Source organism: Nostoc sp. KVJ3, assembly GCF_026127265.1.
Taxonomy (GTDB): Bacteria; Cyanobacteriota; Cyanobacteriia; order Cyanobacteriales; family Nostocaceae; genus Nostoc.
In genome coordinates this window covers 2,324,083-2,348,242 of record NZ_WWFG01000001.1, presented here as the reverse complement: position 1 = coordinate 2,348,242, position 24,160 = coordinate 2,324,083, and the positions used below count along the sequence as shown (strand labels likewise).

16 protein-coding genes are annotated in these 24,160 nt (G+C 40.6%); 6 read left to right on the top strand and 10 right to left on the bottom strand.

Annotation, left to right across the window (positions count from 1 at the left end):
• Positions 1 to 13: 13 nt before the first annotated feature.
• A complete protein-coding gene (locus GTQ43_RS09365) occupies positions 14 to 721 on the bottom strand; it encodes a Uma2 family endonuclease (RefSeq protein ID WP_265272349.1) in 708 nt (235 codons plus the stop codon).
• A gap of 241 nt (positions 722 to 962) precedes the next feature.
• Positions 963 to 1,667: a diacylglycerol/polyprenol kinase family protein gene (locus GTQ43_RS09360; protein WP_265272348.1), complete on the bottom strand. Its 705-nt coding sequence runs from the start codon at positions 1,665 to 1,667 to the stop codon at positions 963 to 965.
• A gap of 61 nt (positions 1,668 to 1,728) precedes the next feature.
• On the opposite strand from GTQ43_RS09360, the gene yidD reads away from it, so the two are divergent.
• The 3 genes from yidD (at position 1,729) to ychF (ending at position 3,559) form a co-directional block, all read left to right on the top strand.
• Positions 1,729 to 1,974 carry a membrane protein insertion efficiency factor YidD gene (yidD, locus tag GTQ43_RS09355; protein WP_265272347.1) on the top strand — a complete coding sequence of 82 codons (246 nt, stop codon included), beginning with the start codon at positions 1,729 to 1,731 and terminating at the stop codon, positions 1,972 to 1,974.
• A 220-nt stretch (positions 1,975 to 2,194) separates the two neighbouring features.
• Positions 2,195 to 2,422 (top strand): hypothetical protein, encoded by a 228-nt coding sequence (locus tag GTQ43_RS09350; protein ID WP_265272346.1) that lies wholly within the window; start codon positions 2,195 to 2,197, stop codon positions 2,420 to 2,422.
• 45 nt (positions 2,423 to 2,467) lie between these two features.
• On the top strand, positions 2,468 to 3,559 hold the full coding sequence (gene ychF, locus GTQ43_RS09345; protein WP_265272345.1) for a redox-regulated ATPase YchF: 1,092 nt from the start codon (positions 2,468 to 2,470) through the stop codon (positions 3,557 to 3,559).
• Between the two features lie 225 nt (positions 3,560 to 3,784).
• On the opposite strand, the gene GTQ43_RS09340 is transcribed toward ychF, so the two are convergent.
• Positions 3,785 to 4,177, bottom strand: a complete 393-nt coding sequence (locus tag GTQ43_RS09340; protein ID WP_265272344.1) for a hypothetical protein — start codon at positions 4,175 to 4,177, stop codon at positions 3,785 to 3,787.
• 76 nt (positions 4,178 to 4,253) lie between these two features.
• Positions 4,254 to 4,472: an Hfq-related RNA-binding protein gene (locus GTQ43_RS09335; RefSeq protein ID WP_265272343.1), complete on the bottom strand. Its 219-nt coding sequence runs from the start codon at positions 4,470 to 4,472 to the stop codon at positions 4,254 to 4,256.
• A 69-nt stretch (positions 4,473 to 4,541) separates the two neighbouring features.
• Here GTQ43_RS09335 and dapF point away from each other — a divergent pair, with 69 nt between their 5' ends.
• The gene (gene dapF / locus GTQ43_RS09330; protein ID WP_265272342.1) at positions 4,542 to 5,381 is read left to right on the top strand and encodes a diaminopimelate epimerase; all 840 of its coding nucleotides are present in this window, start codon (positions 4,542 to 4,544) and stop codon (positions 5,379 to 5,381) included.
• Here the strand turns inward: dapF and GTQ43_RS09325 are convergent.
• Together GTQ43_RS09325 and ada are read right to left on the bottom strand one after the other, a co-directional pair.
• Complete coding sequence (locus GTQ43_RS09325; protein ID WP_265272341.1) at positions 5,365 to 6,027, bottom strand: DNA-3-methyladenine glycosylase family protein; 663 nt, start codon at positions 6,025 to 6,027, stop codon at positions 5,365 to 5,367. The two genes, dapF and GTQ43_RS09325, sit on opposite strands and share 17 nt — an antisense overlap.
• Complete coding sequence (ada, locus tag GTQ43_RS09320; protein ID WP_265272340.1) at positions 6,011 to 7,096, bottom strand: bifunctional DNA-binding transcriptional regulator/O6-methylguanine-DNA methyltransferase Ada; 1,086 nt, start codon at positions 7,094 to 7,096, stop codon at positions 6,011 to 6,013. Before ada ends, GTQ43_RS09325 begins: the two co-directional genes overlap by 17 nt.
• A 924-nt stretch (positions 7,097 to 8,020) precedes the next feature.
• Between ada and GTQ43_RS09315 the strand changes: the two genes are divergently transcribed.
• On the top strand, positions 8,021 to 10,615 hold the full coding sequence (locus GTQ43_RS09315; RefSeq protein WP_265272339.1) for a PAS domain S-box protein: 2,595 nt from the start codon (positions 8,021 to 8,023) through the stop codon (positions 10,613 to 10,615).
• 63 nt (positions 10,616 to 10,678) lie between these two features.
• Positions 10,679 to 12,442, top strand: a complete 1,764-nt coding sequence (locus GTQ43_RS09310) for a PAS domain-containing sensor histidine kinase (protein ID WP_265272338.1) — start codon at positions 10,679 to 10,681, stop codon at positions 12,440 to 12,442.
• Between the two features lie 167 nt (positions 12,443 to 12,609).
• On the opposite strand, the gene GTQ43_RS09305 is transcribed toward GTQ43_RS09310, so the two are convergent.
• The 4 genes from GTQ43_RS09305 to GTQ43_RS09290 form a co-directional block, all read right to left on the bottom strand.
• Positions 12,610 to 12,873: a hypothetical protein gene (locus GTQ43_RS09305; RefSeq protein ID WP_265272337.1), complete on the bottom strand. Its 264-nt coding sequence runs from the start codon at positions 12,871 to 12,873 to the stop codon at positions 12,610 to 12,612.
• Positions 12,874 to 13,075: 202 nt separating this feature from the next.
• Positions 13,076 to 13,708 (bottom strand): CatB-related O-acetyltransferase, encoded by a 633-nt coding sequence (locus GTQ43_RS09300; RefSeq protein ID WP_265272336.1) that lies wholly within the window; start codon positions 13,706 to 13,708, stop codon positions 13,076 to 13,078.
• Positions 13,709 to 13,742: 34 nt separating this feature from the next.
• Complete coding sequence (locus GTQ43_RS09295) at positions 13,743 to 17,699, bottom strand: non-ribosomal peptide synthetase (protein WP_265272335.1); 3,957 nt, start codon at positions 17,697 to 17,699, stop codon at positions 13,743 to 13,745.
• Positions 17,696 to 24,145, bottom strand: coding sequence for a non-ribosomal peptide synthetase (locus tag GTQ43_RS09290; RefSeq protein WP_265272334.1), 6,450 nt, complete (start codon positions 24,143 to 24,145; stop codon positions 17,696 to 17,698). Before GTQ43_RS09290 ends, GTQ43_RS09295 begins: the two co-directional genes overlap by 4 nt.
• Between the last annotated feature and the right edge of the window lie 15 nt (positions 24,146 to 24,160).

Sequence of the window (24,160 nt, the reverse complement as noted above, 5' to 3'; positions counted from 1 at the left end):
TTACATGAGTGTCCTAAAGAGTTTCGGGATCGATGCCCATAGCTCGTAGCCGTTCTGCTAAAATTTGGGTGCGTTGTTCAGCTTCTTCTGCGCGTTGTCGTTCCTGTTCTGCGCGTTCATCTCCAGTTAGCAAAGCAGTACCATCTTGGTAGCACCAGCGTAACCAAATATCCTGCCTATCTTCAAATTTACCTTTCCACAAAGTTATACCTAAACCAACTTGTTCTAACCAAGTTTCTGAAGTTTCAAAGTAGCGTGTTCCCCTAAGTTCATAAATATGCAGTATTTTTTCTGCTAATTGCTGATTTGGATCATATACGATGTAGTAACTAGCCCGCATGTGTTCATAAATTCGCAGTTTTTTGCCCAGTTCATCACCTTCTTTGTTAGAGACAATTTCGAGGACAACTTCGGGAGGTTTGCCAAAACGCCAAACCATATAACAACGATTTTGTTTTTCCCACCAATTTTCAGGTACTTGAACATCTAAGCTAAGAAAAATATCAGGTACAATGGGAGGCTGAAGGTCTGTGTAGTAAATACCTATATTAGCTTCAGCTAAAAAAGTTTGGTTTTGTAGAGAACTGTAAAGAGACCCGATTAAAAGGCGTTGTTGTTTGGCAGATGCAAAATTATCCACAGGTGTATCATCTTCAGTTACTAGCTGGTTGGCATCTGGCACATAGTAATCATCATCATTGATTAGAACTTGCTGAACCATGACTTTATCCAGTATTTGAGAGTGTTATTTCTAGGTTAGTTAATTTTATCGAGTAAATGAGCATATAGGAATCAGGTTTTATTTTTGAAATATACGTAGGGTGCGTTATGCCAAAGGCTAACGCACCACTTCGGATTTTAGATGCCGTACTCTCGCCAATAACACACCCTACAGTACTTCTATTTTTTCATGCAATCAAATATGATTCCTATATATGGTAAATAAATAGCACTCAAGGCAATTAGTAATTCAAGACTAATTGACTTAAAAAGAAGGCAAGGGCTGCACTACCTAAAGGCACTGTCAAATTGTCAATACCCAAAAACGAAAAAGCCTCTAAACCAGTAGCGATAAATGCAACCGCGAGTGATATTACCCAAGTTTGCCAACTGTTTCCTTGAGTTCCAACTAAAATCAAAATACTGATGAGATAGCTAACGAGCATCATAGTTAGGGAACCTTCCCAACTTTTTTGTGTACCAAAGACTTTATACTTGTGTGTACCAAAACGTTGCCCAATTAAGGCTGCTAGTCCATCTCCCCAAGTCATGATCAAAATTCCTAGTGCTGCGTATTGGGGTTGTTGTAAGTACCAAAAAGAAGCAACTAAAATACCAAAACTGATAGAGTAAAAAAATGTTCCCAAACTTTGCCGTCCAACGCTATTAATACCAGGAAGAATAGGCAATCGGTAGGATAATAAGGTGATTGCACTCGCTAAAATGGAAGCTGTAATCCCTACACTGGCGGGAATATCTAGCCACCAAGCAAGTAAAATCACGTTACCAGTGCCAATATGAACTATCTTCCGCACAATTTCTGGCTCGTCGGTGAAGCGGTTTACCAACCATGCAATCACGAGGATGAGTAATACCCAAATTGCAGTAATCGCAATTTGCAGCCATAAAACCGGAATTGAGGTGAAGTCAGAAAATGTAGTTAACAAAGATGTAACAAAATGAAAAATTTTACCTCTGTTACTAATTTATAAGATTTAGGTAACTGCAATGAAACTATTATTTATTTGGCTGATTCGGGGCTACCGAATGTTTATATCGCCGTTGTTTCTCCCGACTTGTCGCTTTCAACCAACTTGCTCAATGTATGCTATTGAAGCCATTGAACGATTTGGAGTGTTGCGTGGTAGCTGGATGGCAACTCGGCGGATTTTGCGCTGTCATCCGTTTCATCCAGGTGGTTACGATCCAGTGCCAGAGGTGGTAGAAAAGGTAAGAGAGCCGAATGAGGGGTGAAATTTAAGCGTAGAGGAGCGCAAAGTTTGTTTTAATCGATTTGCTACGAATTAAATTTGGCAAGACTCTGCGTACTTTTGCGTTTACTTTGCCACTTGGAGCCTTTAAAAAAGGTAAATTATTAAAGGAAGTGTTCGTGGGTGTAGCTATTTGGGAAGATGTCAACTGATGAGGTTGTCATCTAGTTTAGAAAGGTTGAATAATTTAATTTAGACTTACCATGATTAATCCCACTGCAATTTCTATACCAGAACCACAAATTCCCAATCCTAGCCCGAACCCGTTACCTAGTCCCAATCCTGAACCGAATCCACTACCGAGTCCTGAACCTGTACCGGGGCCAGCTATACCCCAACCATTACCGGGGCCTGTACCAGAACTAGTACCAGGGACGATTCCTCAAACTGTTCCAGGGACGATTCCCCAAACCATACCGGAGCCTGTTTAAATTACCCTGGTAATGTAATCTAAAATCCAAAATCTAAAATCCAAAATGCTAAGAGCCGGAATTGTCGGACTTCCCAACGTCGGAAAATCTACTTTGTTTAATGCTGTAGTTGCTAATGCCAAGGCAGAAGCAGCTAACTTCCCTTTTTGCACGATTGAACCGAATGTCGGCGTTGTCGCAGTACCGGATGAACGGTTAAATGTTCTTGCTAAGATTGCCAGTTCGGTACAAACTATCCCGGCGCGGGTGGAATTTGTAGATATTGCCGGTTTAGTTAAAGGTGCAAGTCAGGGTGAGGGACTAGGCAATCAATTCCTGTCCCACATCCGGGAAGTTGATGCGATCGTCCATGTGGTACGTTGTTTTGAAAATGACGATATTATCCACGTTGCTGGTTCTGTTGACCCAGCACGAGATATTGAAATCATTAATATAGAACTGGGTTTATCAGATTTATCACAAATTGAGCGGCGAATTGACCGGACTCGCAAACAAGCTCGTACTAGCAAGGATGCACAGTTTGAAATCACAGTTTTAGAAAAATTAGCTGCGGCTTTAAATGAAGGAAAATCGGTGCGTCAGGTAAGCTTGAATGAAGAAGAAGCTGTAATTATTAAAGGGTTGGAACTGCTCACTTATAAACCGATTATTTACGCCGCCAATGTATCTGAGGATGAGTTGGCAACTGGTAATCATTTTGTGGAAACAGTACGGCAAATTGCATCTACAGAAAACGCCCAAGTTGTGATAGTTTCTGCCCAGGTTGAAGCTGAGTTAGTAGAATTACCAGAGTCAGATAAGGCTGATTTTCTTGAATCTTTGGGTGTAGAAGAAGGTGGTTTGAAATCATTGATTCGGGCAACTTATATGCTTCTAGGCTTGCGGACATATTTTACCTGCGGCCCCAAAGAAACCCGCGCTTGGACAATTAATGCCGGAATGTCTGCACCTCAAGCGGCTGGTGTAATCCACAGCGATTTTGAGCGGGGATTTATTCGCGCTGAAACTGTCGCTTATAAAGATTTGGTAACAACTGGTTCGATGAATGCGGCGAAGGAAAAAGGGTTGGTTCGTAGTGAAGGGAAAGAGTATGTTGTGCAAGAAGGGGATGTAATGTTGTTCCGATTTAATGTGTAGGGGTAATTAATCCTCTTTTGTCACTCTGTGGAAATAAAAATAAATGTAGGTTGGGTTGAAGATAGTGAAACCCAACCTACAGATTTTAAGGTTTTTGGTACTAACTGAACTGTATTGAGACAGAATTAATTACACAAGTTTTTTCCTGTAACCTGTAACCTGTTCCCTAATGGGATCAATAACGTCAGAATCCTCCTTTTTGAACTGCTATATTTCTTTCTTTGCCTATTCGAGTGATTTTACTGCATATTTTTCGCTAACCGATTCTATCCATGTATAGCGATCGTTAATACCATCAAACTCTGGATCGAGTTTCATAGGCAGCCTGATGCGCCAAAGCTTTTTGCATAGTACTGCCCAATTAGGATCGAGAAGTTTGGGTAAAATCTCTTGATACTCTTGCTCAGATATCTCAAAAGGTTTCCAGATAAAGTTGGGACTCATACTGCCACCAACCCAACCCTTGAGAAGAAGAATATTGAGAATGTGAAGCGGTGGAAAAACATTGCAAACAGTTAAGTTCGGCAGGTCATACAGGAAAGTGCTTAAAGGCTCTTCAAGATCGCCACACTCGCATAGAGACCAATCTTGCCTAGAATATTTGATAATCGTTTCCATAGCTCCAATATCCGGTTCATCCCTCATAGTTAGGCCAAAAGTAGCAATTGCGCCTCCTACCTCGGCTGCCTAACTCCTAAGTTGTTTTCGGTTTGATGTATGCAATCGCATGTTTCCAAATAGTGGTTTGCTGACTGTTTTCATCAGCAATACAGATACACTGTGGGTCTTGCCATAAAACCTTTCCGGTGAGTACATCTTGAGTCAGTAGCTTTAACTCTACTGGCGTTGTTTGTTTAATCAGGTTTTGGACTTGTCTAATACTGGGTAAAGTGGTGTCAAATTCAGTAAGCATTTTTAGTAAAGATGAACCTACAAGGCAAAATAAAGAGTAACTAATCCTTGATAATTCATCCTTGGGAAAATGGCAATCGAATTTACTAAGTATCATGGTCTGGGCAACGATTTTATTCTCATTGACAATCGCTCGTCATCTGAGCCTGTATTGACCCCAGAGCAAGCCATCAAGTTGTGCGATCGCCATTTTGGTATCGGTGCTGATGGTGTAATTTTTGCCCTACCTGGGGAAAATGGCACAGACTACACCATGCGGATTTTTAATTCCGATGGTTCGGAACCCGAAATGTGTGGCAATGGCATTCGCTGTTTAGCTGGCTTTTTAGCAGAGTTAGAAGGTGAATCCCGCAATAAAGACTCATATCGCATTCATACCCTAGCTGGTGTGATGATTCCCCAAATCTTGCCTAATGGTCAAGTAAAGGTGGATATGGGTTTACCCAGATTACTGGCTGGCGAAATTCCTACCATTCTTGCACCTGCTGAAGAAAAAGTAATTTCTCTGTCGTTGGAGGTGGCGGGGCAAACTTGGGAAGTCACTTGTGTCAGTATGGGAAATCCTCACTGCATTACCTTTGTGGAAGATGTCGCAGCAATTGAGCTAGAAAGAATCGGCCCTAAATTTGAGTATGACCCAGCTTTTCCCCAACGCATAAATACCGAATTTATTCAAGTGGTGGGTCGTGACTATTTGAAAATGCGGGTGTGGGAACGGGGTGCTGGGATTACATTAGCTTGTGGGACTGGTGCTTGTGCTTCTTTGGTGGCTGGAGTGTTAACTGGGAAATGCGATCGCACCGCCACTATCGAATTACCAGGTGGCCCCTTACAAATTGAATGGTCAGAAGTAGACCAACGGGTTTACATGACAGGCCCGGCGCAGAAGGTATTCACGGGTAAACTGTAACCGACTTACCATTGGCATTACTCAAGTAGTAGTGCCATAAAAGTCTTGCACCAATAGCCCGCCACGGTCGCCAGTGCTGTGTCATCGCTTCTAGTTGTACGGGTGTTGGACGGGTTGCCAAGTTTTTGAGTTTTTGGAAAGCGATCGCGATCGCTAAATCGCCTTTAGGAAAGACATCAGGACGTTGTAACGCCATCAGCAAATAAATATCAACTGTCCAGTCTCCGATCCCTTTGAGCCGCTTTAACTCAGTTCTGATCGTAACTTCGTCCATTGTTTCTAGCTTGCTCAGGTCAAGCTGGCCAGTTGCGATCGTATTCGCCAATCCACGACAGTATAGAATTTTTTGCCGACTGAATCCAATCCCTTTTAATTGAGCATCATCTAATGTTAAAAAGTTTTCTGGCGTTAGCGGTACAAGAACCCCGGATAAACGGTTAAATACAGCCCTTGCAGCCGCTAAGGAAACTTGCTGTTCCAGAATTATGCACAACAGCGTTGCAAAACCTGGTTCTCTTGACCATATTGGTGGAGACCCCAGTGTTTCTAAAATCCGAGCCAAATCGCGATCGAGATTGGCAAGCACCATTAAACCACGGCTAAGACTTTCTTCAGTCAACGATTCTAGTTCAGGTGTTTGAGTCATCTTTGAGCAATTTCGATTCTTGTAAAAGCAGTTTTTGTTTGCGTTCAAGTCCCCAGCGATAACCACCAATACTACCATCACTCCGCAGCACCCGATGACACGGTACTATAATTGCGATCGGGTTAGCCCCACAAGCATTTCCCACCGCCCGGACTGCCTTTGGTTTGGCAATATCACGAGCGATATCAGTATATGTACGAGTTTCGCTATAGGGAATTTTTTGTAATGCTTGCCAAACTTGTTTCTGAAATGCTGTCCCACGAACATCAAGGGGTAAATCGAGATGTGTTTCATCTCCCGCAATCAAGTCGAGGATTGCTTGTATCCAATCTTTGTGTGTGCGATCGTCACGGATGATGTACGCTTGGTGAAATTCCTGGATTAAAATGTGTTCCAGCTTGTCTGCTTCATCACCTAGTTTAACGGCGCAGATACCCTTATCTGTTGTTGCTACCAGTAAATATCCTAGCGAACATGGAGCGATCGCATAAACAATGCTGAGGGTTTTTCCAGCTTGTTGGTAAGTCTTTGGTGTCATTCCCAGTTGTTTAGGTGCTTTCTCATACAGTTGACTACTTGAACCATAACCCGTGTCGTAAACTGCATCAGCAATTTCTTCTCCTAACTGAAGACGCTGTTTCAATCGTTGGCTACGCAGCGCATCTGCATATTGAAAAGGGGATACGCCAATAATTTGCTTAAATATCCTTTGCAAATAACTGGGACTCATTTCCACCTGAGAGGATAATTCCGAGAGGGTTGGGATGTAGTCAACGTGTGTTTTAATATATCGGCATACTTCTAAAACTTTTGCTTTAGCTGGATTTGGAACTGTTTCAGATTGTGGTTGACAGCGCTTACAAGGTCGAAAACCTGCGTTTTGAGCCTCTTGTGCCGACTGGAAGAAACAAACTTGATTGCGATTTGGTCTGCGACTAGGGCAAATAGGTCGGCAATAAACGCCTGTAGAGCAAACACCATAGAAAAACTTACCCTCAAAAGTCGAGTCTCGATTGAGAACTGCTTGCCAAAGAATTTCTTCCAAAAATTGTGTCTGTTGTAATTCCATTCATGCCTCCTTGGATGTATTGCAAAATATCCCTACTTTGGAGTGCCTGTTATTAGTTTTTGCCTTTAAGTAAAACTAGATTAAATGTATCGATAAACTGCTTTCTATCTGATTGTTGCGATCAATGTAAGTGGATCAAATTAAATATAAAACCTCACCCTGCCTCCGGCTTCCCTCTCCTTACTAAGGCTGCGGTGTACACACAAGTCTAATTACCCCCCTTAATCCCCCCGATATATTGGGGGGAAACCGGAAAATCCAGTTCCCTCCCCTTTATAAGGCTACGGTGTACACACATCTCTGTAAAAACCCAAAATCGTTGGAGATCCCCCTAAATCCCCCGATAAATTGGGGGACTTTAAGAGACTTTTGCCCCCCAATTTATCGGGGGGTTGGGGGGATCAAAAGCCTATGAGGCCACTCTCAAAGACTTGTGTGTACACCGTAGCCTTTATAAGGGGAGGGTTAGGGTGGGGTAATTCGAGGACTGGTAGTGATTCGATAACTTGTGTGTACACCGTAGCCTTACTAAGGAGAGGGATTGAGGGTGAGGTTTGATCTTATATTTAATTACGCCTACCTACTTACCAACTTGCTAAACGGGTGTTCACCGTTCGATGAAACCGGGAACTGAATGATGAGATAGTTCTCAAAGAATTTTTAGAATTACTTATTTGGGCTATTAGTGAGATTAAATTATCATAATTTTGTACCATAGCAATCGCAGCCCTTGGGATTGCTTCGCTTCGCTCGCAACGACGGGTTTTGGATCATTTATTTTTTGGAACACTCTAAACTGATTCTCCCCTTGGCAAATGGTTCACCCGATTGGGTGAATGCGATCGCAGCATCCAGAACTACTCTGAAAGTAGAGCCACTTTTTCTGTAGTTAGCGATCGCGCTAACAGTCAGAAAACTCTCACAATGGCTATGATTACCTTGAGTATTATGCCAATTGCTTATATATCAAAGGGTCTAAGAGTGGATGAAATTGTAAAATCACCGTATAAACTAGATTTCCCAACAGACAAAATCACTCTGTTGGAAACAGTTGCTGCCAATTTACCGGGGATGATTTTCCAAATTCGGCAACGGCAGGATGGATCTATATTTATCCCTTATATTAGTTCTGGTTGTGAATATTTGTATGAATTACAACCAGAGGCTGTACAGGCAGACTTCCAGGTGCTATATAAATTGATTCATCCACAAGATATAAAAGCTTTTACAGAATCTATTGCTGTTTGTAGTAATACTCTTACACCTTGGCATTGGGAAGGTCGCATCATTACGCCTAGTGGCAAACTGAAGTGGATTCAAGGTACTTCCCAACCGCAACCACAAAAAGAAGGCGATTTGCTTTGGGATGGCTTAATTATAGATATTACAGACCGTAAACAAGTAGAAGCAAAATTGCAAGAAAGTGAGGCGCGGTATCAAGCAATTTTAGATGCTATTCCTGATTTGATGTTTCGCATTAGCCGCGATGGTGAGTATCTAGATTTGAAAAGTGAAGGAGCAAATGTCACTCTTTCGAGAGAAGAAATAGTTGGGAAACACGTCAAGGAATTATTGCCTAGTGATGTCGCAGCTATTAGCTTGGAAGCGATCGCTAAAACTTTAGATTCGGGAACTTTACAAACCTGTGAATATCAGCTAGCAACGCCTTTAGGAGTCAGAGATTATGAGGCGCGGTTGGTAGTGAGTGGCGCAGACGAAGTCCTAGCAATTGTCCGAGATATCACAGAACGCAAACAAGCAGAAGTAGCTTTACAAAACCTGGCTCAGAAATTTGCCAAAGCTTTTAGTTGCAGCCCCGATTCAATTACCATTAGTACACTGCAAACAGGACGCTTCATCGAAGTTAACGACAGTTTTGTAGAACTCTCAGGTTATCAGCGAGATGAGGCGATTGGTAAAACTTCCTTTGAGTTAAATCTTTGGGTAGACGATGACGATCGCTTAAAGTTGGTACAGGAGTTGCAAGCCACAGGAGTTGTTCGCAACTTGGAAGTTGAATTTCGGCAAAAGTTTGGCAAGACAATTACAACACTGCTTTCAGCCGAAGTCATTGATTTGGATGGTATTCCTTCCATTTTAGCAGTCCATCACGACATTACAGAACGCAAACAGGTAGAAGCGCAGTTCCGCCTAGCAGCACAACGCGATCGCTTATTGGCAGAAACCTTAGTAAGAATTCGATCTTCGCTGAATTTAGAAGAAATTCTGCAAACCACTGTAACGGAAGTCAGACAATTTCTGCAAACAGATCGAGTTTTTATTGGTTTAAATAATACCAATTTAGGAGTCAGAACTCTTGCCGAATCAGTAGATCCCAAGTATCCATCAGTCTTAGGTTGGTCTACGAATGATGAAGCTTATCTCCAAGAAGTGCGAAACTTACTAAAAGATAATCTTGTGCGTGTCGTTGAAGACATCACACAAATGTCAGTATCTCCCAAAGTCCAAGCACACTGTCGAAAATTTCAAACGCAGGCCAGCTTGGCTGTACCAATTATGCTAGACAACGAATTATTTGGTGCTTTAATTGCCAATCAATGCTCAGGTTCGCGTCATTGGCAGCCAATAGAAATTGATTTGTTACAGCAGATGTCAGAACAAGTTGCGATCGCCATTCAGCAAAGTCAGATATACCAAAAACTCGCAGAACTCAACACTAATTTAGAACACCAAGTAGAAGAACGGACAGCACAGTTGCAGCAAAAAATGCAAGAAGTTGAAACATTGCATCGCATTAAAGATGTTGTTTTACACACAGTTGCCCATGATTTACGCACTTCAGTCATGGGTAACTTGATGGTATTAAAAAATTTGTTAAATCAGAAAGTGGGGAGTAGGGAGCAGGGAGAAAAGTTTTCCCCTCTGCCCCCTGCACCCCGCCCCTCTGCCTCTTCCCAATCCCCAATTCCAGTATCTCGCTCAATAATCGAGCGGATGATTCAAGGCAACGATCGCCAATTGGCAATGATTAACTCATTGCTAGAAATGAATTCCTCGGAAAAACAGGGTATGCACATAAAACCTGAACCTATGCAATTTAACATCCTACTGAGAGGAATATTCACCCAGTTGGAACCCATGCTGACACAAAATCAAGTGACTCTGAAGAACTTGGTTCCCGCAGATTTACCCTTGGTAATGACAGATGGGACTCTGTTACAAAAAGTTTTGATAAATTTAATAACATATAGCTTGCAAAATAATCCACCAGGATTAAATTTAATTCTGAGTACCACCGTTGAGGGCGGAATGCTTCGCACTCAGATTCAAGATGATGGTGTGGTAATGAGTAAAGTAGAATGCGATCGCCTTTTCGATCTCCATGTCCGCGATCCCCAAGACTGTTGTTCTACAAGCATTGGCTTAAAAATGTATCTTTGTCGCAAAGCTATTGAGTCACATGGCGGCGAAATCGGTGTTATCAGTAACCGCAAGCGCGGATTAACTTTCTGGTTTACATTACCTCTCTTCACTTCATCCGCAACAAATCGCCCATAAATTACCAAAAAATGAGAGGGTGTTATTTATAGCAATATTGAGTAAGGAAAACACCCTCAAGGTATGGGCAAAGTTGCTCGGATGCTAATGGCTACTCAATTTACAACAGTGCAAAGGTGGTGGAGACAAACCTTTGATGCACCAGCAAGCGATGAAACCACTACTCTTTACACAGCTTGGCGTAACCGTTTTTTGTGGCAGAGATTGCGTTTATGGTTATGGCTGGCCTTGATTTGTCTGTTGTCTTTCACTTTGCGAGACATTTACGGCTTATTTTTCCCATTTAAAGAGTTGCAGCAGCAGCCAGAAGGACTCAGAGATCAACACCTTGTAATTAATATTGCAATGCTTCTGAGTATATTGATCTGCTTTGCCTTACATAAAACAAAATTAGGTCGTCAGCGTCCAGATTTATTATTTTTAGGATCTTCTTGGTCAATTAGTTTAGCATCGCAGTTGTTTGCAACTCTTAGTGGTTTTGCACTACCCGATAGCATCGGCTGGTCACTGCTATTCTTGAGTCAAGCTGTGTTAATGCCAGTATGCTGGATTATTCACTTGCTGACTCAAGTAAGTGTGCTAATTTACTATTTTGGTGTAAATACGGCACTTGGGCTAAAAACACCAATCCCCGAACACCCAGAAATATATAATGTAACGTTTATTTTATACATTTTTTGGTTTTGTGTTATATGTGATATCGGTGTTTATCTGTACGATCGCCTACAACGCTCTGAGTTTTACGCCCGTCAAGAACTAGAATCTGCTTACCACAAACTCAAGGTTGCAGAAGCTAAATATCGCACCATTTTTGAAAACGCTGTGGAAGGGATTTTTCAAAGCAGTCCCGATGGACGTTACATTACGGCAAATCCTGCTTTAGCACGGATTTATGGCTACTCCTTAGCGGAGGAAGTGACAGCAAATTCCACTAATATTGAAAAATTGTATGTCGATCCGAACCGTCGCGCCGAATTTGTGCGCCTAATGGAAAAGTATGGCAGCATTTCCGAGTTTGAATCCCAAATTTATCGCCGAGACGGGAGTATTGTCTGGATTTCGGAAAAAGCCTACGCAGTCCGTGATGAAAAGGGAAAACTGCTTTACTACGAAGGTTTGATTGAAGATATTACCCAGCGGAAACAAACTGAAGAAGAATTACGAGTATTTTTCCATGCAGTTTCTCACGACTTACGCAACCCAGTGCTGGGTACTTTAATGGTACTGAAAAATTTGCTTGCACATCCAGAGGAAAATATTTCCATTTCCCGCTCAATTTTAGAGCGGATGATTCAAAGTAGCGATCGCCAACTGAGCTTAATTAATTCCTTGATGGAAGCTCATGTTGGCGAAGTACAAGGTGTTGTTTTGCAGCGTCAACCTGTACAATTACTGAAAGTAGTGGAAGCTGCGATCGTAGATTTAGAGCCATTGCTAGAACAAAATCAAGCAACCTTGACAAATCTAGTATCTGCTGATTTGCCATTAGTGAATGCCGATCCGACACAACTATGGCGAGTTTTTTCTAACTTGATTGTTAATGCTCTGAAACATAATCCCCCTGGATTGCTCTTGACAATCAATGCTACCCGTAAGGATGACAAAATTTATTGTACAGTCAGTGATAATGGCGTGGGAATTAGTCAACAACAAAGCGCTCGGCTTTTTGACCTTTACTTTCGGGGTGCAAGTATCCGCAATTCTGTAAGTTTGGGATTAGGCTTGTATTTATGTAAGCAAATCATCAATGCTCATGGTGGCGAAATTGGCGTAAACAGTGCATTGGATGCAGGGGCAACTTTCTGGTTTACATTACTAATTACCTGACGAAGGCAGGAGATAGAAATTTAGCAAGCATCCAAATGTATAAAAACATAAGCTGTCATTGGAAGCGTAATAAAATATAGCGTTGCGTAGTAAAGAGAAGCGATCGCCAAAGTATATATTTTGCGATCGCTTCTTTTAATTTCATAACCTTCGCAATGACGACCTAATTAGCGATAACGATACTCACCCCTTTCATCATGTCTCTCACGCCATTCACGTCTCTCATGTTCTCTACGTCGCCATTCCCGACGCTCACGTTCTTCACGCTCTCTCCGTATCCATACTAACCTCGATTGTTCTCGATCGCGCCACTCATGTCGGTCACTGTCTCCAAAAATTACTCGTACTTGAGCAGATGCACTTTCAGCTAAAACACTGGAAGTTAGCAAAACCCCTAACAAACAAGATGAAAGAATTCTTTTCATGTTCATAAAGATATACCTTTGATTGAACGAGAAATCTATAGTTTTAGACTTCTTTATTTCACAAAAGGTTCAATAATAGGAGACATTTTTCAAAATATACCAGCCGTATTCTTAAGTAAGTAAAAAAACGTAGTAGTAAAAAACAGGCTACACGCATAAAACTTGTATTCACAAGCTTAGTTTGGATAGCATCAGGTTTAAAGTCTGCCTATAGAAGTTCAGGTGCGGGAAAATCTGGCAACCCTTCTGTAGGTTCATTAAACTGGATATTTTCTGGCCAATCATCAGGATTTTGGTAGAGCCATTCTAAGTTCGCAATAATTTTCTTGGTATCCCAGTCCCACCAGTGCAGTTCCAGCAAACGTTCAACTGTTTCAGGTCTGAATCGAGAGCGGATAACTTTAGCTGGGTTGCCTACAGCAATCGCATAATCAGGGATATCATTAGCAACAACTGCCTTAGCTCCGATGACGGCTCCGTTGCCAATCCTAACTCCTGACAAGATAGTTGCACCGTAGCCAATCCAAACATCATTCCCAATGGAAGTAGTACCCTTGTGACGTACCTCGCCATGCCGTTCTGCAAACTCTGTTTGTTCGCGAGGAAAGAACAGGCGAAATGCATAAGTTGTCGCCCTAGTAATGTGATGCTCTCCACCACCGAAGATGGTAATATTTCTTGCTAGAGAACAAAACTTGCCAATGTCAATTTTCTCATCATGAAACCACAATGCAAAGGTAATAGTGTCGTCAAAGCAAGTATATTCTCCAACACTCACTCGGCTATCTGTGGCTATAGATGCTAACCATAGGTGGGGAGATTTGTAGGTATGATAAGCCATAGGGAAGTTCCTTCTTTTGGTCGTAGCCAGTTTATTAAAATAGGTAAGAAGGGTTGATCAAATCACTGCTAAATTTATCAGCCAGTCTGTTGCCAGTTTTGGCAACAGATCTATTTTCTTGACTAAGAATTGCATTAATAATAGTGGCATTTTGGCTGAGATAGGGCGGATCGATCATCTCACGATGGGCACCATGAGCATAATGATTGATTCGTTGACTTGTTGTAGCCTGTATCCAATCATCTTCAAGATGATAATTTTCCTCAGCCCGGATGAGATGAATAGTCCCATTAATTTGCACATTTTTGATATCTGAATGCCAGAGAAAATTAAAGTATTCCCAAACTTGATTGTAGGTGCGATCGCGCAACTTTTGATTCTCCAGAAAATAACGTCTCAATTCCTGACGTTTAGGATTTAGCAAAAAACCATCAACACCTTCTTTAATTTCCGACATATCAGCTTGATTAACTTCACGACCTCCTCGATAAGTATCTAATAAAATTACATCAGAAACCACGCGATCGCGACTTTCTAATTTTTGAGCCATCAACATTGCCAAAAAACCACCGGCTGAATGTCCCATCAATTTTATATCTTGATTGGGTGCTAAATCATCTATTAATTCTGCATATTTTTCTAAAGTTGTTTCATCGGCAATATATCTAAAAGTATAAATAGTATAATCTTTTAAATAATCAGCTAAATTCGCGTAAGCGGCGGCAAAACCAAGGGCAGGAGGAAATATAAAAACTGCTTTCTCTCGCTCTTGATTAAAAACTACATAAGGACGTTCCTTGGGTTGGATATTCATCTCTTTAGCATAAATGATATACTTACTCAATTCTGCTACAGTAGATTTTTCATAAATTATTGATAAAGGGATTTCAATCTCAAGCTCTTGATAAATTAGTGCCATGAGATTCATCGCTTGTAATGAATGACCACCTAAATCAAAGAAATTGTCATTCACTCCTAGCTTTGATATTTGCAAAACTTTTTGCCAAATATTTACTAAGATGCTTTCCGTTTGATTACGTGGAGCTAAATATAGTGATTCTACTATCGATATTTCATCGGGTTTCGGTAATTGTTTGTGGTCTATCTTCCCATTAGGGTTTAATGGCAAATCTGACAACATCACAAAAGCTGAAGGTATCATGTAACCAGGCAATTTATGTTGTAGAAACCGACGGAAGTCACCAGGAGTAAATGAATGGTTTTTACTGACTATATAGGCTACTAAACGCTGGCTGTCAGCAATATCTTCTCTTAAAATGACAGCCGTTTGTTCTATCTGTGGATGAGTATCTAGAACCGATTCAATTTCTCCTAATTCGATCCGTAAGCCTCGCAGCTTGACTTGGTTATCAATGCGACCAAGAAATTCAATATTACCATCTGGTAAATAACGAGCTAAATCGCCAGTTTTATACAATTTGCCATTGCTAAAAGGGTTATCAATGAATTTTTGGGCAGTTAATTCTGGTCGGTTGAGGTAGCCTCTGGCTAACGGAATACCCCCAATATGAAGTTCTCCAGCAATGCCAATAGGAACTGGTTGGAGATGATGGTCGAGGATGTAAATTTGGGTATTGGCAATGGGGCGACCAATAGGAATTATTTGATAATTAGATTGTAGGGTACACTGCCAGAAAGTAGCATCAACGGCTGTTTCTGTTGGCCCATAAAAATTGTATAATTCACAATTAAAATGCTCAAAAAATCGTTGAGTTAGTTCATAAGATAGTGCTTCTCCACCACAAAACACTCGCTGCAAGCAATGGCAATCCTCTGAGTTTACTTCTTGAATAAAAGCTCGCAACATTGAGGGGACAAAATTGATTTGAGTTACTTGTTCTTGGGCAATTAAATTAATCAAGTAAGCAATATTTTTATGACCTTCAGGTTTAGCCACAATTAGAGTAGCGCCAGATGTTAAAGACCAGAATATTTCCCACACTGAAACGTCAAAACTAAAGGGAGTTATTTGCAGGATGCGATCTTTTGGTGTGAGTGGGTAAGAATCAATTGTTCGCAATAAATTATTGCAAATACCTCGATGAATATTCATCACTCCTTTTGGCTTACCTGTAGAACCAGAGGTATAAATGACATAAGCTAAATTTTCTGATGTCACCTGGCTGTCAGGATTCTGCTGGCTATAGTTAGTAATTATCTGCCAATCACGATCTAAACACACTACCTCGGCCTGATTTTCTGGTAAAGAGTCTACTAAGGACTGCTGGGTAAGTAATATGGACACCGCCGCATCCGAGAGCATATAAGCCAAGCGGTCTACCGGATAACTATAGTCTAAAGGTACATAAGCTCCTCCTGCCTTTAAAATTCCTAATATTCCTATTACCATCTCTAGGGAACGCGCGACAAAAATTCCCACCAATACTTCTATATCTACACCTTTTTCTCGTAAATAATGAGCTAACTGATTAGCTCGTTCATTTAACTCTTGAAAAGTCAAAAATTGACCTTCAAATATTACTGCAACTGCATCGGGGGTAAGTTTTACTTGTTCTTCAAATAATTGATGGATGCATTTATCTTGAGGATATGTAACTGCTGTGTTATTCCATTCGATTAATAACTGATAACGTTCTTCAGGAGTTAATAAGTTAATTTGTGACAATTTGCAATTCGGATCGTTGACCAGCGCCTGAACTATTTGTAAAAAGTGACCGCTCATTCTAGCGATCGCCTCGTCTCGAAAAATGTCCGGTTCGTATTCTATGACTAATCTTAGATGGTTAGCATCTTCAAAAAAACTCCAACTCAAATCAAATTGAGCTGTTCGTGGTGCAAGGGGATATTCTTGATGCTCAAGTCCGGGAATTTTCATTGCTGCTTTGCTTTCTTGACTGAGCAATGAAAACATCACATCAAACAACGGATTTCTTGATAAATCACGTTCTAAATCGAGTGCAGATACTAATTTATCAAAAGGATAATCGCTATATTCATAAGCATCAAGACAAGTATTTGTCACTTCTACCAGTGCTTGTTTAAAAGTTCCCTCTTCTGGAAGCAAAGTTCTTAAAGCTAAGGTATTAACATAAAATCCAATTTGGTTTTCCAAGTCTGGATGATTGCGTCCAGAAATAGGTACGCCAATGACTAAATCGCGCTGTTCGGTATAACGGTAGAGTAATATTTTAAATAAAGTTAGGAGAGTGATGAATAGAGTTGTATGATTTTTTGCTGCTAAAGCGCGTAATTGTTCGCTCAGACTTTGACTGAAACGATAAGTATATAAAGCGGCTTGAGAAGATTTGAATTTCGGTCGGGGAAAGTCAGTTGGTAAGTTGAGTATGGGGGGTTGTCCAGTAAAGCGATCGCACCAATAATTATGTTGTTCTATTACCTCTTCACTTTCTAACCATTGATTCTGCCATGCCGAATAATCTTTATACTGTAATTTTGGTTGAGGTAGGGCGGCATTTTTATACTGAGTATGGGCAGTATATAAAGTAACAAATTCTTGGAAGATAATATCCAGCGATCGCGCATCACCAATAATATGGTGTATGGTTAAGCAAAACAAAAATTCATCTGACTTTATCTGCAACAACAGAACTCGCATCAGGGACAAATTCTCTAAATCAAAGCGTGAGTTGGCTGATTCTTGAATCAAAGCATCAGCTACTACTTCAGTATCATTTTGTTCTCTTAAATCTCTAAAAGATAGTAGCTGTTCTTTAAGCACTTGCTTATGAATAACTTGCTGAATATTTCCAGCAACGCTAGTGAAAGTAGTTCGTAAAATTTCGTGGCGGCTAACAATTTGTTGAAAAGCTGCTTCAAATGCCACAATATCTAAGCTGCCATTGATTCTCATTGCCAACCTAATATTATAAGCACTTGAATATTCATCTATGTGATGCAGAATCCACATCCGTCTTTGAGCATGGGAGACTTCGTAATATTCTTTATCTAGTACTGGATTAATAACATCCCATCTTTGTGAATTTATCATTTTGTTTGGCGCGCTTGAATTAAAATAGCTTGTTCTTTTAAAGTATTATGAGTAAAAATTTCTCGTAATCGCAGTGATATCCCGAAGCGGTTGCGGATACTTGATACTAGACGCATAGCCTTTAAACTATTACCTCCTAACTCAAAGAATGATTGTTCAATATCACTCACTTCCACTTCTAATAATTCACCCCAAACTGAAGCTAATAAAGCTTCTTGCTCATTGAATTCAGTCAGGTGATTAATTGTTTTGGCAATATTATCTTCTGGTTTTGGTAGTGCCAAGCGATTTACTTTACCATTTGGTAACAAAGGAAAATATTCTATCTGAATCAGGAAAGTTGGTTGCATGTAAATCGGCAAAACTTGCTTAATTTTTTTTCTAATGTGTTCCTGACTTGCAGTATCATTCCCTTGATAATATGCGATTACTGTCACCAATTCTTCTTTTTTATCTGCGACTACCAGCACCTTTTCTACATCACCAATAGCCAAAAGTGCGTCTTCAATTTCTCCCAACTCAATGCGTACACCATTTAATTTAACTTGGTTATCGCTGCGTCCGATTACCTCCAAATTCATATCCGGTAGCAGTCGTCCTAAATCTCCTGTGCGGTAAACTAAATCGCTGCCATTATTCAAAGGATTTGGCACAAAAACTAAATTAGTTAAGTTTTCATCCTGAAAATAACCTTTAGTCAAATAAGGCGATTTAACAAAAATTTCTCCAACTTCTCCGATCGCACAGGGACGAGTCCCATCGATAACCGCAAATGCAGCATCTGACAATGTTTTTCCCGCCGGAACTCGCGCAGAAGAAATCTGATTTGGGTTAGGAATCCGGTAGAAATGTTTTACGAAAGTTGTTTCACTGGCTCCATAAATATTTACGAATTCTGTTTGTTTGCCAAAAACTTGATGCCATTCACAAAGTTCTTTGACGAATAAAGGTTCTCCTCCTAATACCAGAACTTGTAAATGTTTCAGTAACTGGTCAGCATTAGCTAAATTGCGACCAATGTTTAAAAATAGGCGCATCACTGAAGGTACAGTATGCAGTAAGTTAATCTGCCATTCTCCCAAACGTATTAATAAACGTTCCAAATCTTCGCGGTCTTTACTATCAGGAATATAAAGAGTTCCTCCTGAACATAAAGTAACAAGAGTTTCCCGCAGATAAGCATCAAAGTTAATTTGAGCAATTTGCAAACAGCGGCAATTGCGATCGATACCAAATTCGATTCTTTCCCAATTCAGGAAGTGACGCAAGCTGCCATGACTACCAAGTATTGCTTTAGGTTCACCTGTTGAGCCAGAAGTGAACATAATATAGTTAGAATCATCAGCAGCAGGCATGGATAAAGCTTTGTTACTATCACTTTCGACTATAGAAAAGCCTTGATAATTTATCCCATCCCACTGATAGCGGTGCGTCAGTTCATTAGCACTAACTACCAATATATGCGGAGGTTTTGGTAATGCTGCTAGTCGGGGTTTTAAGGCATCTAAATATTCTTCGGCTGTCACTAGAATGGCGGGAGATGTTTTTAAGAGCATCCGTTGCCAGCGTTCTTCAGGTTCATCTAAACGCAGAGGTAGATAAATTCCCCCAGCTTTGAATATAGCCAACATTGCTACCACTTGACGGCGATCGCCTTCTAGAATCACCCCACAAATAGTATCTTTTTGAGTTCCTAAATCTTTGAAGATATTCGCCCAAGAATTAGTGAGTGTATCCAATTCCCGATAGGTGAATTCTCCTTCAGGATAAATAATTGCTGTTTTGTCAGGTGTTGCTTTTACTTGTCCAATAAAATCATGAATTACTGTGCGTGTTTCTAATCGAGTCATTGGTTTAACAAAACTCTCGATCAAAGACGTTTCTGCTGCTGATAAAAGAGGTATTTGACAAACTGGCTGACTAGGATTTGCTACCATTTCATTGAGCAACTTCTCCAAATGAATCAGAGCTTTATGCATCCTATATGCTTGGAATAAGTCTGTGTTGTAAATCAAATCCAATCTGAGTTCGTTGTTTTGCTCGCTAAAAACAAAAGAAATATCGAATTTGCTGGTAGGAGTTAAAGAATCTAAGGATTTTATTTGGACTTTGTCTACTAATACAGATTGACTAAAATTTTGCAGAAGCACTAACACATCAAACAATGGTGTGCGGTTAATCTCTCGCGAAATTGCTAGTTTTTCTACCAAAATATCAAAAGGATAATCTGAATGTTCAAATGCTTCGGTAACACTTTGGCGAACTTTTGCGAGCAGATTTTTATACCCTTGTTTTGGGTCTAGTTCGTCACGGATAACAAGTGTATTGAGAAATAAACCGATTAAAGATTGTAGTTGAGGATGGTTGCGAGTGGCAATTTCTGTACCGATAGAAATATCGTGTTGACCACTGTAACGATACAGTAATACTTTTACTGCTGCTACCAGTCCCATAAATAAGGTGCTTTGTGTTTCTTGGCAAATCTTTTGCAATCCAGATATTATTTCTGGTTTGAATGTCCAGCTTAAATAAGAACCATTAAAAGTTTTTAAAGAAGGTCGCTGAAAGTCTGTCGGTAAGTGAACATGAGGTATTTGCCCATTATCAAGTTTTTGCTGCCAGTAATCTAAGTGTTTTCTATTATCCTCACTTTGTAAAATATTGGCTTGCCAAGCTGCATAATCTTTATATTGTATCGGCAATTTATCTAGATTTGGTTGCAAGCCTTTGACAAAATCATTGTAATATTTTAAGCACTCTTTAGCTAATAAATTCATCGACCAGCCATCACAAATAATATGATGGATTTCCAGAAACAGAATATATTGCTCCTTCGCAACTTGATAAATATTAGAACGCAGCAGTGGACTATTTTCTAAATTAAAAGGTTCTCTCTGTTGTTTAATAATTTCGAGGATATGGTTCTCAGCATGAAGTTCATTACTCCAATCTTGAAATTCAATATGAAAAGAGCAATTTGCAAGTATCCTTTGTCTAGGTTCACCGTTGACTAATACAAAGGATGTCCGTAGAGATTCATGGCGATCAATCAAAACTTGCATTGCTTTTTCAAAAGCAGCAGGATCGAAATCTCCCTCTAGCTTAAGTGCAGAAACAATATGATAAGCCACATTGTTTGGATCCATCTGTTGCAGTACAAAGAAGCGTCTTTGGGCATGAGATGTTTTATATGTTTCTTGCTCAAATATATGGGGGATTTTGGGAACAAGAAGAGGTTGACAAGCAATTAATAATTCTGCCTGTTCTGCGATTGTTGGGTGCGAAAATACTTCTTTTAATTTAAAATGAAGACCGAGATTTTCTTGAATTTGACTGACTAGAGAAATTGCTTTTAGGCTGTGTCCTCCCAACTCAAAAAAGTTGTCATGGACTCCTATTTTTTCTACTTGGAGTAATTGTTGCCAAATATTTACTAAGATTTCCTCAATATGATTACGAGGGGCTAAATATTGCGTATCAGTAAATGATATTTCATCTGGCGTAGGTAAGGCTTTGCGATCTATTTTGCCATTGCTGGTTAACGGGAGTTCTGATAATATGACAAAGGCTGAAGGGATCGTATAATCTGGTAATTTTTGTTTGAGGAAACTACGCAGTTCACTAGGACTTAATGACTGATTTTTAGTTACTAAATAAGCGATTAATAGTTTGTTATTTGGGGTATCTTCTCTGAGAATGACGACTGCTTGTTCTAGTTGGGGATGGGTATTTAGAGCCGATTCGATTTCTCCTAGTTCGATGCGGAAGCCGCGAATTTTGACTTGGTTATCGATGCGACCAAGATATTCAATATTACCATCAGGTAAGTAACGCGCTAAGTCGCCTGTTTTGTAAAGGCGTTGCGATTTTTTAAAGGGGTTTTGAATAAATTTTTCTGTGGTTAATTCGGGACGGCGGAGATAGCCTCTTGCAAGACCTACACCGCCAATATATATTTCCCCCTTCACTCCGATCGCTACAGGTTGTAACTCTGCATTGAGAATATAGATTTGTGTATTGGCCATTGGCCGACCAATAGGCACATCAGAAAGCCGATCTTCTCTTTTATAGGTAGATAACTTACAAAATGTTGCAACTATAGTTGTTTCTGTGGGGCCGTAAGCATTAATTAACTGTGGCGCTGTCAGTAGCTTCTGAGACTGCAAAATTTCTTGCAGATACTCTTGCCATTGTTCGATTTTTTCTGGTAATGCCCGTTCTCCCCCAGTAAATATTAGTCGTAGCGATCGCGGCAAAGTCTCTTTTTTTCTATTTAATTCACTAACTAATTGATGCCAAAATGCTGTAGGCAGATTCATTACTGTCAGATCCCACTCTCGGCATTTTTGCATAAATGTTGAAATAGAACTCAACATTTCTTGGGTGCGTAATACTAAAGTTCCACCAACACTCAAGCAAGGATATATATCTTTTTCTAGAATATCAAAACTGATGGAGCCAAATTGCAAGACGCGATCGCTACTGTTAATTTCCCATTGAACTTTCTCAGCCTGGACGAAATTTACCAAAGATCGATGTTCAATCATCACCCCTTTGGGCTTGCCAGTAGATCCTGATGTGTAAATTAGATACACCAAGTTTTCCGGCTTGACCCCACTTTGGGGATTTTGCTTACTTTCATTCAATAGGATCTGTGAGTCGCTATCCAAGCAAATGATTTTGGCTGCATTTGGGGGTAATAAGTTGAGTAAGGGCTTCTGAGTCAGCAACAACGATACTTGGGCATCAGCGATCATCTCGGCTAAACGCTCAACTGGATAACTTGGGTCTAGGGGTACATAGGCTCCCCCCGCCTTTAAAATTCCTAATAGTCCCACTACCATCTCCAGAGAACGCTCTACGCAGATACCCACAAGTACCTCTGGTTCTACCCCCAAGCTTTGCAGGTAGTGTGCTAGCTGGTTCGCTTTGCTGTTTAGTTCCCGATAGGTTAACTGTTGATTGGCAAATACTACTGCTATTGCATCGGGGTTGCGCTCCACTTGCTCTTCAAATAGCTGATGGATACATTTATTTTGGGGATAGTCAGCCTGAGTATCGTTCCACTCCACCAATAACTGATGCTGTTCTGCTGCTGTTAAAAGTGGTAATTGCCCCACCTGTTGCTGAGGATTAGCCACAATAGCTTCCAATAAGGTCTGTAAATGACCCGCCATCCGCACAATTGTGTCGCTGGCAAAACGACTAATATCATAACTAAACTTTATAAGTAACTCTTGTTTTGGTACTGCTGCCAGAGTCAAGGGATAATTTGTCTCTTCAAAATTCTCCACCTTGCTGACTGATAATAATTGATTTGGTTCGTCTGACAAATTATCCATAGGATAGTTCTCAAACACTACCAGACTTTCAAATAAGGGGACTCCTTGCGGTACATCACTGAGCTTTTGTACTTCCGCCAGAGGGCTGTAAGAGTACTCCTGAAGTTCTGCTTGCTTTTGCTGTAACTGCTGTAGCCAAGGTAAAATTAATTCTGACTTGGGGACTAATACCCGTAGTGGTAATGTGTTGATAAACAGCCCCACCATGTTTTCTACTGCCGATAAACTAGCAGGACGACCGGAAACTGTCACACCAAATAAAACTTCAGATTCTCCACTGTAGCGACTCAGGAGGATAGACCAAGCTGCTTGGATCAAAGTTGATAAAGTCAGACCAAACTGCAATCCCAAGGATTGTAGCCCTTGAGTGGTTGCCCGAGATAAATGAAGTTCTTGTTCTTGATAAGTTGGTTGTACCTGAGAGTCATGCAACTGTGGTCGGTCTACCATCATTGGGGTAGGAGCAGTAAAACCCTTCAGGGTTTGCTGCCAAAACATTGTGGCAGCAGATAAATCTTGCTGCTTTAACCAGACAATGTACTCTTGGTAGGGACGAGGAGAAGGAAGATAACAGCTTTGACCTTGGTTCTCAGCTGTATAGAAGGTTAAGACTTCTTGGTAAATTATCGGTAGGCTCCAACCATCTAATATGATGTGATGCCGATTCCAAAGAAATTTATAGCTTTGATCGGATAGTTGAATTAAATGACAGCGCATCAAAGGCGCTTGGTTGAGTTGAAACCCTTTTTGGCGTTCTGTTTGCAACAATGAATCTAGACGCGCTTGTTGCTCTGTAGAGGAGAGGTTACGCCAATCTTGATAGTTCCAAGGCAAATCTACCTGCTTCTGCACTACTTGTAGAGGCTGTTGACGCTTCTCCCAGAGAAAAAGAGTCCGCAACACTGAATACCGCTCTAACACTTTTTCCCAAGCCCGTTTAAAAGCAACAATGTTGATGGGGGTAGAGATAGAAATCAGCGTTTGAGTGCAATAAACTCCTGAGTCGGGAGCATAAATGCTATGAAAAAGCATTCCCTGTTGCATTGGGGAAAGAGGATAAATTGACTCTAAATTTTTGCTTTTTTGAGATTTTTCAACTACCATTGCCCTTCTATCCTC